The sequence below is a fragment of the Gilvibacter sp. SZ-19 genome, assembly GCF_002163875.1.
GTDB lineage: Bacteria > Bacteroidota > Bacteroidia > Flavobacteriales > Flavobacteriaceae > Gilvibacter.
Genome location: NZ_CP019333.1, coordinates 30316 through 43752 on the forward strand (window position 1 = coordinate 30316; position 13437 = coordinate 43752).

Genomic DNA, 13437 nt, shown 5'->3' on the forward strand with positions numbered 1-13437 from the left:
TTTAGTGAGTAAAACATTTCAAATACAAATTGAAGGACAGGTTCAAGGTGTTGGATTTCGTCCTTTTGTTTTTAATCTTGCGAAAAAACATAAGTTAAATGGTACTGTTTCAAACAATGAAAATGGTGTTCTTATTTATTGTAATACTTCTAAAGAAGGTGTCGATAGATTTTCAGAAGACATTCTGCTTCACAAACCAGAAATAGCCATTATAACTTCCTGTAAAATTGTTGGAAGTCCGTTTACTGAATTTAACAATTTTACCATTATTTCATCAAAAACACAGGCACAAATCAATGTACCATTAACACCAGATTTTGCAATTTGCGAGTCCTGTAAAACCGAACTTTCAGACTCTAAAAACAGGCGCTATAATTATCCATTTACAACCTGTGTACAGTGTGGACCACGCTATGCCATTACAACCAAGTTTCCATTTGAAAGAGCACATACGTCGTTAACAGAGTTTGACATGTGTGAGGCTTGCCATGCAGAGTATATTAATCCAAACGACAGACGGTTTCATTCGCAAACTAACTCATGTAGTTCATGTGGCATACAATTAAGATTGGTAGCAACGGATGAAAAAACGATTGCAGAAAATCAAATTGATTGTATTAAAAAAGTTGGCCAATGTATTTCTGATGGAAAAATTGTTGCTATTAAAAACACCAATGGTTACCTATTGTGCTGTGATGCTTTAAATCCAGAAGCCATCAAAGAGTTAAGAGCGCGAAAGAAAAGGCCCAATAAGCCTTTTGCAGTATTGTATCCTTCAATTAGAACCGCAAAGAAAGAGTTTCAATTATCATCTCACGAAGAAGAAGCTTTACAATCTAGAGTAGCACCCATAGTGATCCTGCAAAACACTAAAAATACAAGTATCGCTGTCAATACCATCGCACCAAATTTAAACCAAACAGGTGTGATGCTACCGTTTTCTGCATTGTTGCAATTAATAATGCAAGAAATTAAACAGCCCATTGTTGCCACGAGTGGGAATATACATGGTTCGCCTATTATTTCTGAAGAAAAAGAAGCGCATACACACTTAAAAAATGTTGCTGATTATTTCTTGCATCACAATCTCGATATTCAATTTCCGCAAGACGATTCTGTTATCAAATTTGGATATAACAAAAAGCTTATCTATAGACGCTCTAGAGGGTTGGCACCGAATTATATCGATGTTAAAATAAACGATACCAAGCCTATTTTGGCAATGGGAGCGCATTTAAAAAGCACCTTTACATTTGTGCCCAATGCACAAACATACGTGAGTCAATATTTCGGAAATTTAGATAATTACGATGTTTTAAAACGTTATAACACTATAATTGAAAATTACTTTGATGTTTTCGACACCACTCCAAAAACAATTCTTATTGACAAACACCCACAATACCAAAGCAGCGTTTTAGGGCACGAACTGGTTTCAACATACAACGCTGCTATTCAAGAAATTCAGCATCATAAAGCACATTTTGCAAGTGTTTTAGGAGAACATGATTTGTTTAATTGCAAAGACAAAATACTAGGTGTGATTTGGGATGGTACAGGTTTAGGTGATGACAATCAGATTTGGGGAGGTGAATTTTTTACTTACGAAAATTATAAAATTGAACGCTTAACACATTTTGAATATTTCGATTGGTTGACTAACGACAAAATGGCTAAAGAGCCACGTTTAGCTTTATTTAGTCTATTAGATGATGAAACGAAGCCTTTCATTAAAGATAAGTTTACCGAAACCGAATGGAAAATCTATTCAAAAACTATAAAAACCAACAAGCTTAAAACATCCTCTGTTGGTAGGTTGTTTGATGCAGCAGCTTCGGCATTAGACTTAGTAGATATAAATACTTTTGAAGCTGAAGCAGCCATGCGACTTGAAGATTGTGCAAACACATACTCTAAAAGCTATTATATTGATTTTTTACATGATACAACTTATAATGAAATACCATCCCAGTATATTCTTAAAAAACTTATAAAAGCCTATAGAGAAGGATTTTGTAAAGAACGATTGGCTTATAGTTTTATCTACACTTTAGCTAAATCCATTATAAGGGTTGCTAAAAAGAATCAAATAAACATGATTGCCTGTAGTGGTGGTGTTTTTCAAAACGCGCTATTAGTTTCAATGCTTTCTCTGATGGCAAAAAAAGATAAAATAAATTTAAAATTAAATTGTAAATTGTCTGCTAACGACGAAAATATATCATTCGGACAGTTGATGTACCATCAACATATAAAAAATTAAGTACTATGTGTTTAGCAATTCCAGGGAAAATTAAAAGTATAGAATTACAACATAACGGTTTGGTGAGAATGGCAAAGGTTTCATTTGGTGGAATCACGAAAGAAGCCAGTTTAGAAATGCTACCAGATGCCGATGTTGACGATTATGTTCTAGTGCATGTTGGGGTTGCTATAAGTAAAGTTAACGAAGAAGAAGCTAAAAAAACGTTTGAATATTTAGAAGAAATTGGCGAATTAGGCGAACTTGAAGATGTTGACGATTATTTGCCTAAAAAAGATGAGTCATGAAGTATATGAATGAATATAGAGATCCTGAATTAGCAAAGAAGTATCTCGAAGAAATAGAAAAAACGGTAACGCAACCTTGGGCTATAATGGAAGTTTGCGGCGGGCAAACACATAGTTTGGTTAAAAATGGTATCATAGACATGTTGCCAGAACAAGTCACCATGATTCATGGTCCAGGCTGCCCTGTCTGTGTAACACCGTTAAATTTAATAGATAAAGCCATTCATTTGGCGCTCAATGAGGGTGTGATTTTATGTTCGTTTGGAGATATGTTGCGCGTTCCTGGCTCAAAAATTAATCTTTTGGAAGCCAAAGCCAAAGGTGCCGATATTCGCATTTTATATTCACCATTAGAAGCTGTAAAGATTGCAGAAGCGAATCCAGACAGAGAAGTTGTTTTTTTTGCTGTAGGATTCGAAACTACCGCACCAGCAAATGCCTTATCTCTTATCCATGCGCACCGAAAAGGTTTGACTAATTATTCCATTTTAGCATCTCATGTATTAGTACCACCAGCTATAAAAGCGGTAATTGATGATGACGAAAGTAATATTGATGGCTTTTTAGCCGCTGGGCATGTATGTACCATTATGGGCAATTCAGAGTATCATCCCCTTTCGGCAACTTACAATGTACCAATCGTAGTTACTGGTTTTGAACCTTTGGATGTCTTGCAAGGTATCTTGATGGTAATTCGTCAGTTAGAAGCAAATAAAGCTAAAGTCGAGAATCAATATTCAAGAATTGTGAAAGAGGAAGGTAATACCGAAGCTCAAAAAATGATTTTTGAAGTTTTTGAAATTAGGAATCAGCTATGGCGAGGTATTGGCGAAATTCCTGAAAGCGGTTATGCCGTTAAAGAAAAATATGCCGCCTTTGATGCCAACAAAAAGTTTAGTATTTCAATAGAAGAAGCCCCAGAACATCCCGATTGTATTTCAGGACAAATTATGAAAGGCATCAAAAAACCTTTTGAATGCCCACAATTTGGTAAGAAATGTAAACCGTCCTTTCCATTAGGAGCTCCTATGGTAAGTAGTGAGGGTGCTTGTGCGGCCTATTACCATTTTTCTGGCTTAATCGAAGCTTAATCTACAATAATCAATAATAAATGTCTGATTCAAAAAAAATACGAATGCAGCTGCAATGCCCCATGCCAAAATTAGATTTTGATGTCATAACTCTTGGGCATGGTAGCGGTGGTACTTTAACCAATAAACTACTTGACAGCGGCGTTTTTGATGTGTTAAGCAATGATATACTCAATGAACGACATGATGGTGCGTTTCTCGAAATGAATGGCAAGATGGCATTCTCAACCGATAGTTTTTTAGTGTCCCCTATATTTTTCCCCGGAGGAAATATTGGTGAACTGGCTGTTAATGGCACTGTAAACGATTTAGCCATGTGCGGTGCTATTCCTAAGTATCTATCCTTAAGTTTTATTATTGAAGAAGGCCTGAAAATGACACAGTTTTGGGAGATTTTAGTAGCTATCAAGTATGCTTGCGAGAAAGCAAACGTAAATGTAGTTACCGGTGATACTAAAGTAGTTGAAAAAGGTAAAGGCGATAAAATATTTATAAATACTTCTGGTGTTGGCAACATCCATCCAAAAGCACATATCAATGAAAAGAATATTAAAATTGGAGATAAAATCATCGTTAGTGGTAACATAGCAACGCACGGTATGGCAATTATGTCTGTTCGAGAAGGATTAGAATTCGATTCCACCATTGAAAGCGATACCACAAATTTGAATCATACTATTTTAAAACTGATAGATGCGTTTGGAGAAGACATTCATTTATTAACTGATCCCACGAGAGGTGGTATAGCCACGGTTTTAAAAGAAATTGCTTTGTCCTCTAATATTGGAATTGATATTTTTCAGAAAGATTTGCCAATAGATAGTCAGGTAGCAAGTGCCTGCGAATTATTAGGGTTAGATCCATTATATGTGGCGAATGAAGGATTGTTTTTAAGCTTTGTAGATGCTTCTATAGCCGATTCGTTTGTAGCAACCTTACAAAACGACGAAAATGGTACCAATGCGAAAATTATAGGAACCATTGTTGAAGCACACCCAAAACAAGTGATTTTGGAGAGCGCCATTGGTGGTAAACGCATGGTAAGCATGCTTCCTGGAGAACAATTGCCAAGAATCTGTTAACCTATGGATTATACTACTTTAGGTAGCAACGTCGCGAATGCTTATATTTTTAAAGGTTCAAAACAAAAACCGTTTTTAGCACCACGAGGCGTGTTTGTAGTTAATAATATGCTTTTTGTTTCAGACACTGGACGGAATCGTGTTTTTATTTGGAAAACTATACCTACATCAGAATTTCAAAATCCAGATGTTATTCTTGGGCAAGAAAGTATTGAAGACACAGGTAGAAATGCAGATTCTTTAGTCTCTTCGAAAACATTGCAATACCCTTCAGGAATTTGGAGCGATGGTATAAAACTGATTGTTGCCGACGCTTGGAATCATCGTGTTTTAATTTGGCATAGCATTCCTACAGTGAATGCACAACCGGCAGATGTTGTTTTAGGACAAGCCAGTTTTGAAACGAATTATCCCAATGTAAAAGGGCAATCGGCAAACCCTAAAGCTAATACTTTGAACTGGCCTTATGGTGTTTTTTCAGATGGTGTAAGCTTATGGATAGCCGATACGGGTAACCGTCGTGTGTTGTATTTTAACAAAATTCCTACGGAAAACTTTGCTAATGCAGACAATGTCATTGGAAAGTCAGATTTCAATACCCGAGATTATGAAAATAATGATCCTATTTGGCCATACTCAATTAAAATTAGCAAAAAGGGATATTTAGCCATTACTGACACACAGTTTTATAGAGTTTTAGTTTGGAATGATAAAAACGATGCGTTTAACAAACCCGCTGATGTAATCATAGGACAACAAAATTTTGATGATGCAGGACAAAATCAGTTTAGACTTTCACCAGAAGCGAATACCTTAAATTGGACGTATGACGCTTGTTTTTATAAAGAAGGTATTTTGGTGAACGATACAGGTAATAGTAGAATTTTAGTCTTTAAAAGTATTCCTAAAGAGAACAATGCCAGTGCCAATGCACTAATTGGGAGGCCAGATTTTAATACAAGTAGTGAGTATAAAGAAAATATGCACGGCACAGGCAGCGCCATTTATTGGCCATTTTCAATTGCAACGGAAGAAAACAAACTATTTATAGCAGATACTGGTAACCATCGCGTAATAATTTGCGATTTAAAGACTTAAATACATCCAGTAAATACCAATGATTATTGCAAATAACCCGCCTGCGAAGCGAATCCCTTTGAAAAAATTATCATTATGTTGATGCTTAGAAAAAGAAGTAATCTTACCCAATATTAAGGCATAAACGGACATTGCCAGAACCGTACCAATAGCGAACCCAATAATATACTGAATGCCTTCAGAGTTATCTTGAAAGCCAAGCACGGGTAACAATAATAAAAAATGGGCCACACCAGCTAATCCATGCAAAAATCCAATACCAAAAGAAGATAGAACATCCTGTTTTACAATTTTATCATGCTTATGGTAATGCCCTTCATCATGATGTTCGTGTTCGTGAATATGAACATAGGTTTCAGTGTCATGGTGCACATGTGGATGTAGGTGTTTCTTTTTTTGATTAAATATTCGATAAAACGCCCAAAGTCCGACACCAATCAACACAGCAGCCACCAATTGCTCACTATATTCTGAAATACTTTCAACGGGGATTATATCTTTAAATAATAAAAACAAAACACCAATTAAAAGCATCCCCAATAAGTGTCCAAGTCCCCAAAATAAGCCTATTCTCCATGCTTTTCTTTTGGTTTCAATTACTAAAGGAGTAACGGCTGCCAAATGATCTGGCCCAGAAATTACATGTAACATTGAAGCGAGCGTTCCGGCCACTAATGGAAAATTTATCATACACCTTCAAAGTTTTTGGAAATATAACAAAAATTTATTTTAATATTTGACGAAATAAAAAGCACATAATTCTTTATCAATTTAAAACAAGTGATATAAAATTTATTAATATTGTTTCAATAATTGTAAAGAAGTAAGCAAAAATCTTGTTTTGTTTCTCATTTGTGTCTCACAGGTCTGCAAGCCCAGTAAAATAAAATATTGTTACTTTTTGTATAGGTAAATAAATGCCGCTAGTTACGGGCGACTACACAACCAACTGATATATATCATTTTATTGCCCTAGGGAGACAATTACCTTTTTACCATCAAATCGGTAATTATGGAAGTTAAAAAGAACCCTAAAGTAAAGATCAGCGGATGGAGCCACACCTTTTTCCTATTTGGCCTCGCCCTGATGTTGTTCATTTCTTGGCGTGCCTTAGAATGGGAAACCGCAGAGAAAGTAGATCTGAGCTTTGCAGAGATAGATCTGGAAGCTGAATACCAAGACGATATCCCGATAACGGAAATTACAGAGAACGCACCCCCACCACCTCCTCCACCGGCTATAGTCCAAACTACTATTGAGATCGTAGAAGATGACCTAGACATAGAAGAAACGGTTATAGAATCTACAGAAACCAGTCAAGAAGAAGGCGTGGTAGTTGAGATAGAAGAAGTTGAAGAAGTTGAGGAGGAAGAAGAGATCATAACGGTTCCATTTCACGTGATAGAAGATGTACCTATTTATCCGGGATGTGAATCCTTGAGTGGTAAAGACGCTAAGAAGGACTGTCTGTCACAACAGGTGATGGCTTTTGTACAGAAGAACTTCGACACTGGTCTTGCTGCAGAACTCGGTTTAGAAGGTCGCCAACGTATCAGTGTGCAGTTTAGAATAAACGAAAAAGGCCAAGTAGTCGACGTAAAGGCTCGTGCTCCGCACCCGAGACTAGAAAAAGAAGCGATAAGCGTGGTGAGTAAACTTCCATTGATGACCCCAGGTAAGCAACGCGGCAAGCCTGTTGGGGTACTCTATATGCTTCCTATCTTATTCCAAGTAGAGAATCCACATTAGTAGAACATCCGCAGCGCAACATTAGGAACTAGCCCAAGTGAACTTTGATTTACTTGGGTTAGTTGCTGTGAGACCACACTGTAAAAGCGATTCAATACATTTTTTCTGTTGGTCAAGTTCCAAACGGAGGCCGCTACTTGAAAGCGCATCCGCCCTGTCTGGAAACGATAGGCTGCGGAGGCGTCTATCCGCAGAAATTCGTCCAAATTGTTTTGATTCGGGAAACCGTAATTCACGTTCCCTCCTACTATTTCCGAACCTGGAACCGGTAAGGTAAAAGGTCTACCTGTTCTCCAATTAGCACCTATGGAGGCTTTGAATCCTTTGTGATCATAGGCAATACCGGCACTTACCGTATGCGTTATATCGAAATTAGATGGAAATCGCTCGGCCAGTAAGCTGGGAAAGTCATAGGTGTTGTCCAAATAGGAATAACTGGACCACAACTGCAAGCGCCAGAGATTCTGCCTGATCAACAGGTCCAATCCGTAAGCCTGATAGTCTCCATTGGCCTCACTGAACTCGAATTGATTCAAGAATCCTTGACTTCTGGCTGTAATGCCGTTTACATCTTTAATAAATGCGGTTGCCCCTATTAAGAAGTCACCCTTCTTGTAATTTAGCCCAAAGGAAGCCTGTTTGCTTTTTAGAATAGGAATGGTACTGTCATTGGCCAAGCGCCAGCGTCTTTTCTCCACCCCTAAGAAGTCGTTCTGGAAATTGATCTCCTGAGTGGTCACTTGGTGTTTGAATTCACCCATCAATTCTGCGGACAGTTCTGGTGTGAAGGCATAAGCCAAACGCAATCGCGGTTCAATAATATGTTCTTCGAACTTCGGAATATAGCTATACCGACCTCCCAGGTTACCGCTCCAATTGGAATTCTGATCGGCCAGTGCAACACCAGCAAAACCACTGTGAATTCGCACGACTTCGCCACTTAGAGTTCGAACTACCGGATTATCAACATCGTCCAAGTTGCGCACCTTGGTCTCAATGAATTGGTAGCCTCCAGAAAATTTAAAACGGTCGTTGAATTGCCAGTGCGCTAAAGCCTTTGCTCCTGTTTCTGAAACAGAATTCTCCTGTAAAAAACGCTGTAAGAATTGTACGTTGGCATTGATAGCCTCTAGTATATAATCGGTATTGTAGGCCTGAAGTTCCGTTTGGAAATTAGGCGACCAATCGCGAATGTACTGCAGGCCGGCTGCTATGCTGTTTTGGGTCACTTGGCTTTGTCGTGATTCTACTGCGGAGCTTAATACAGCATTCTCCGTAAATACCAATTTGTTATTGATCAGTAAAAAATTGGCTCGCAGTCTGTCCTTGTCCGAAATACGATGTAAATAGCGCAAGGAAGTGTCGTAGAAATCGAAGCTCTGATTTGTATTTACAGTATTGGCCTGTTGCTGTGTAACTTCTGTATTTTGGGCGATTCGATCGAAATAGGCATCAAAGGTCGGTGTCGTGAAGAGATCACTTAAGGATTTGCGCCCAGCTACTTGCAAACTACTCTGCTGCGTGATCGGCAGATCCAAGAACAGGTCTGCATTGATCAAATTCACACCTAAATTGGCTTTGAACTTAGGGTTTACATGTCCTGCAGTCTTCATGGCTATAGTACCGGAGACGCCATCCGTCCATTGGGATTGCGTACCATTTTGAGTCAATACCACTTGTTGATTCATTTGCGGATTGAACACCGAGATAAGACCAAAAAAATGTCCGGATTGATACATTTTTATACCATCCCAGAGAATTAGATTCTGATCGTGGGTACCGCCTCTTATATTGATGTTAGAGACTGTTTCGTTGACACTTTGTATCCCTGGAAAGGCTTGGACGGCTTGTAATACATCGGCCTCTATCAATCCCGGCAAGGTGCTGAATTTGTCAAAATCAATGCGATATTCTCCAGAATTGAGCTTGTCCACTCCTTTGACCAAATACTGCTGTAAATAAACCGCGGCCAATTGCTGCTGATTGGCAACCATATAAATGGGCTCACAACTGGATTTAAAGAACTTAGCCTGTCGCTTTATGGTTCTATATCCCAAGTATTGTATCTGTACCAGAGCCTCTGGGTTGGTATCTATCAGCTCAAAGTAACCCTGGTCGTCGGAAATCGTTGCCCGACCTCCGGCCTGCACACTGGCAAAGGCAAGCGGGGATTGATCATCTTTATCTAACAAGTATCCGCATAAAGTAAACCTACTAACAACCCCTACTATACTTATAGTGGTCTGGTCAAGCCTTTTGAAGTCTAAGCGGGTGCGTTGGCGCAATATGGTCAATGCTGTTTCTAAAGGCAGATCGGCATCTATCGGCTGTAAGGATTTACCACTTATTAACTCGGGATCATAATTGAAATCGACCTTGTGGATAGTTTCTAAACTATCCAAAACTTGTTCCAAAGGAAGCTGCTCTTGAGCTTGGACCTGGAATACAAGTCCAAATAACAAAAAGCTTAAAAGTCTGATTTTCCAATTATTCACCTATGGTTACCTCTTTTCCGTTAATGTTATAGGTAAGCTGTAAAGGGGTAGTGATCTGGTTTAGGGCTTGTTCTAGGTCTTTATGGGTAAAGGTTCCGCTGAATTGACGTTCGTTTAATGCTAACTGGGTCTTAACAGTTATATTGTATTGACGCTCTAATTCACGAAGTACCATCGCTAACGGTACGGCATCGAAATCCGATTTTTCTGCCAACCAACTCGGAGCAGTATTGTTCACGTTGTACAATCTCGCCTCTCCATCTAAAAAGCGTATAGCATCTCCTGGGTTTAAAGGTTGTAAGGCATCTCCATAGGTAACTGCCACACGACCCTCATAACAAACAACCTCAAAGAACGATCCGCGATCGATCACTTTAAACTGTGTGCCGAGTACCGTTACTTTTCCTTGGGTGCTCATTACATCAAATTTTTGGCCCTTGGCCACCTTGAAATAGGCTTCTCCATCTAAGTTCACCTGACGGGCTTTGTCCCAGCTGTCCCCGTCAAAACTCAAGCTAGAAGCCGCATTGAGGATCACCTCAGAGGCATCCGGCAGAATAACGGTACGCTGCTCGGTCATTGCGGTCTCCACAGTGGTAATACCATCATTAAATAAGGTAAAGTATACTCCCAAAGCAATTACCAAAACGGCTGCAATTCGCAACATGGGTTGCAGATAGCGCAGCTTGGTGGTTTTAGGTGCAGCGACGGCTTCCTCCAGGCTTTCAAACGAATGAGGGGCCGAGAATTGGTCGGCTTTAAAACCAGCTGCATCCTGCAGTATAGCTTGGTAGAATCCAAAATCAGGATCTTGTTCCACCGCTGTTCGTTCTGCCGGACTCAGATCGTCATTCAACCATTTATGTAGTAGTTTTTCATCCATATTTTTATGCTCATCTGTTCTATAAACAACCCAAAGGCAAAAAATCCTGATTATTTGGTCCTAAAATTTTCCAAGCGTTCTTTAAGCACCGCAAAAGCCGAGTATATTCTGTATTCGACCACTTTTTTAGTGACCCCTAACATTTCAGCTATTTCTGCTTGCTTCTTCCCCTCTATCTTACTTAAGGTAAAAGCCACGCGCTGTTCTTCGGTAAGGCTTGCTAAAGCTTCTTGGTATTGTTGGTAATACTCTTTGGTACGCATTATGAATTCCGGATCCTCGCCAGTATGACTGATTGGATTTTGTTGCTGATGTTTTAAGACCACCTTTTTGTGCTTAAGGCTGTTTAACATCAAATTAGAAGCCGTTGTAAATAAAAAGGCCTTTGCCTTTTCAGGACTCACCTTTTTACAATTTTCCCATAGCTTAATGAAAGCCTCCTGTGTTTTATCTGCTGGCTCTGCATCTGCTCCAAACTTATAATAGAGGAAATTGTGTACGTCTTTACTCAAACTGCGGTATAGTTTTTCATATACACTGGGTTGGCAAACGTCTTTATGAAGATTCTTTTCCAATAAAATCGGGTGTTTAGATAAAGGTAGAAAAATAAATAGCAAAAAAAATAGGACAATTGTCAGGATTTTTTCCAGCACGGTTGTTTACTTTACGAATCGCGCCTAAAAAGGCCTTTAAACGAATTAAAATGAAACTACTTAAGCTTACCCTTTCCTTGATTCTCTTGAGCGGGATTTTCTTTACCTCCTGCCGCACAGAAGAATCTGAGATCATTAACCCCTCGATAGAAGAAACCTTAGAAGCTAACAGCACCATTGCTGGTTTAATGCAACGTGTGAGTCTTAGCGACGGTTCTTTAGACAATATTATCGACAGCGCTAACTGTTTTACTGTAAACCTTCCTGTTACTGTAATTGTAAATGGAATAGAAGTAACTGTTAATACAGAAGCGGACTATGACCTGATCGAAGACATACTCGATGAGTCTGACGACGACACCGACACCGTAGAGATCGTATTCCCGATCACTGTGACCCTAGCCGACTACACAGAAGTGACCTTGAATTCTATTGAAGAATTCTTGGCCTTGGCTATCACTTGTCCTGACGAAGGAGAAGACGATGACGATATCGAATGTTTAGACTTTGTATATCCTATTACCGCGACCATTTTTAACCCCGTAACAGAGGAGCTGGAAACAATTGTTATTGAGAATGACGAACAGATGTACGCTTTCCTTGAAATGATTGAAGACAGCGATGTAGTTACTGTTGAGTTCCCAATCAGCGTAATACTTGCCGATGGCAGCACTGTGGTCATCGAAGACCTTGAAGAGCTTGAAGCCGTTATCGAAGAAGCTGAAGATAGCTGTGACGAAGACGACGACTACGATTATGACGACGACGATTGCGAGGATTGTACTACCGACGACCTGGGCGATCTATTGACAGGATGTTCTCCTTGGTTTGTTGACAAATTAGAATTGGACGACGAAGACCTAGAAGATGCTTATGTTGGATACCTGTTCTCTTTCACAGAAGACGGAATGATCATCGTTGAAACAGCCACAGATGAGTTCACAGGAGCTTGGGCCAGTTCTGGTACCGGAACAGCTATAACGGTAGAGATCGACATTCCAGACCTGCCAGACTTTAACGCCAACTGGATCTTACACGAGATCGACGAGGTTCCTGGCGAATTCAAAGTAGACCTTAGATTAGGAGACGACCGCCTGCGTTTTGAAAGCAATTGCGAAGGTTCTGGTGGTGGAGATCCGGATCCGGATGCAGAAGCTTTAGAAGCTGCACTAGCTACAGGAGCCTGGTTTGTGACCAACTATTTCGACGATGTAGATCAGACCGACCTGTTTTGCGGATACACCTTTGAATTTGGCGCAGACGGAAGTGCTGCAGCTGTGAACGGAGATGAGACCGTACCAGGAACTTGGGCTGTCACTAGCGATGACACTGGTCTTGATCTAGTACTGAACTTTGGCGAAGCTGTTCCTTTTGATGAATTGCTAGACAACTGGGACGTGATCGAATTCTCTGAGACCATTATCCGTCTAAGAGACATTAGCGGAGGCGACGGTTCAGAAGACCTACTGACCTTTGGACGCGAGCCTGTAAGCTGTGATGACCCAGTATTGGAAGGTATTCTTGCCGATGGCACCTGGGTAGTAGCTCTGTATATGGACGGACCTGCCAACGAAACTGCTACTTTTGCCGCTTATCAGCTTGCTTTTAATGCAGATGGCACCTTGATCGCCGAAAGTGATACCGATACCGTAGACGGCACTTGGGAGGTCGTTGGAGCAGACACTGTTCTGGTACTGAACTTCGGAGGCGATATTCCTTTCGATGAGTTGGAAGACAATTGGGATGTATTCTCTGTAGAAGCAGACCGTGTTGAACTTCGTGACATCAGTGGTGGCGATGGCGAACTAGACGTACTAGTTTTTGAAAAATTATAA

11 protein-coding genes are annotated in these 13437 nt (G+C 39.8%); 7 read left to right on the forward strand and 4 right to left on the reverse strand.

Annotation, left to right across the window (positions count from 1 at the left end; genetic code table 11):
• Positions 1–4: 4 nt before the first annotated feature.
• From hypF to BTO09_RS00175, 5 genes are read left to right on the forward strand one after another with little or no spacing between them, the layout of a single operon-like run.
• Positions 5–2263, forward strand: coding sequence for a carbamoyltransferase HypF (hypF, locus tag BTO09_RS00155; protein ID WP_157663377.1), 2259 nt, complete (start codon positions 5–7; stop codon positions 2261–2263).
• Positions 2264–2268: 5 nt separating this feature from the next.
• The gene (locus BTO09_RS00160; protein WP_087522723.1) at positions 2269–2550 is read left to right on the forward strand and encodes a HypC/HybG/HupF family hydrogenase formation chaperone; all 282 of its coding nucleotides are present in this window, start codon (positions 2269–2271) and stop codon (positions 2548–2550) included.
• Positions 2547–3641 carry a hydrogenase formation protein HypD gene (hypD, locus tag BTO09_RS00165; protein ID WP_087522724.1) on the forward strand — a complete coding sequence of 365 codons (1095 nt, stop codon included), beginning with the start codon at positions 2547–2549 and terminating at the stop codon, positions 3639–3641. Before BTO09_RS00160 ends, hypD begins: the two co-directional genes overlap by 4 nt.
• A gap of 20 nt (positions 3642–3661) precedes the next feature.
• Complete coding sequence (gene hypE, locus BTO09_RS00170) at positions 3662–4723, forward strand: hydrogenase expression/formation protein HypE (RefSeq protein ID WP_232454976.1); 1062 nt, start codon at positions 3662–3664, stop codon at positions 4721–4723.
• Between the two features lie 3 nt (positions 4724–4726).
• Entirely contained in the window at positions 4727–5821 is a 1095-nt protein-coding gene (locus BTO09_RS00175) for a hypothetical protein (RefSeq protein WP_087522726.1), read from the forward strand.
• Here BTO09_RS00175 and BTO09_RS00180 read toward each other — a convergent pair.
• Positions 5810–6493 (reverse strand): sulfite exporter TauE/SafE family protein, encoded by a 684-nt coding sequence (locus BTO09_RS00180; protein ID WP_157663378.1) that lies wholly within the window; start codon positions 6491–6493, stop codon positions 5810–5812. The two genes, BTO09_RS00175 and BTO09_RS00180, sit on opposite strands and share 12 nt — an antisense overlap.
• A 340-nt stretch (positions 6494–6833) precedes the next feature.
• On the opposite strand from BTO09_RS00180, the gene BTO09_RS00185 reads away from it, so the two are divergent.
• Positions 6834–7571, forward strand: coding sequence for an energy transducer TonB (locus BTO09_RS00185; protein WP_087522728.1), 738 nt, complete (start codon positions 6834–6836; stop codon positions 7569–7571).
• Here the strand turns inward: BTO09_RS00185 and BTO09_RS00190 are convergent.
• The 3 genes from BTO09_RS00190 to BTO09_RS00200 are packed head-to-tail and all read right to left on the reverse strand — an operon-like array spanning position 7568 to position 11524.
• The gene (locus tag BTO09_RS00190) at positions 7568–10066 is read right to left on the reverse strand and encodes a TonB-dependent receptor plug domain-containing protein (protein WP_087522729.1); all 2499 of its coding nucleotides are present in this window, start codon (positions 10064–10066) and stop codon (positions 7568–7570) included. The genes BTO09_RS00185 and BTO09_RS00190 overlap by 4 nt on opposite strands.
• Positions 10059–10949 (reverse strand): FecR family protein, encoded by an 891-nt coding sequence (locus BTO09_RS00195; protein ID WP_087522730.1) that lies wholly within the window; start codon positions 10947–10949, stop codon positions 10059–10061. Before BTO09_RS00195 ends, BTO09_RS00190 begins: the two co-directional genes overlap by 8 nt.
• 50 nt (positions 10950–10999) lie before the next feature.
• Positions 11000–11524 (reverse strand): RNA polymerase sigma factor, encoded by a 525-nt coding sequence (locus BTO09_RS00200; RefSeq protein WP_198356495.1) that lies wholly within the window; start codon positions 11522–11524, stop codon positions 11000–11002.
• 128 nt (positions 11525–11652) lie between these two features.
• On the opposite strand from BTO09_RS00200, the gene BTO09_RS14510 reads away from it, so the two are divergent.
• Positions 11653–13437 (forward strand): hypothetical protein, encoded by a 1785-nt coding sequence (locus BTO09_RS14510; protein ID WP_198356496.1) that lies wholly within the window; start codon positions 11653–11655, stop codon positions 13435–13437.

Coding starts and splice junctions, on each gene's coding strand:
- BTO09_RS00160 (WP_087522723.1), top strand. CDS start 2,269: ATGTGTTTAGCAATTCCAGGGAAAATTAAAAGTATAGAATTACAACAT.
- hypD (WP_087522724.1), top strand. CDS start 2,547: ATGAAGTATATGAATGAATATAGAGATCCTGAATTAGCAAAGAAGTAT.
- hypE (WP_232454976.1), top strand. CDS start 3,662: ATGTCTGATTCAAAAAAAATACGAATGCAGCTGCAATGCCCCATGCCA.
- BTO09_RS00175 (WP_087522726.1), top strand. CDS start 4,727: ATGGATTATACTACTTTAGGTAGCAACGTCGCGAATGCTTATATTTTT.
- BTO09_RS00185 (WP_087522728.1), top strand. CDS start 6,834: ATGGAAGTTAAAAAGAACCCTAAAGTAAAGATCAGCGGATGGAGCCAC.
- BTO09_RS00195 (WP_087522730.1), bottom strand. CDS start 10,949: ATGGATGAAAAACTACTACATAAATGGTTGAATGACGATCTGAGTCCG.
- BTO09_RS14510 (WP_198356496.1), top strand. CDS start 11,653: ATGAAACTACTTAAGCTTACCCTTTCCTTGATTCTCTTGAGCGGGATT.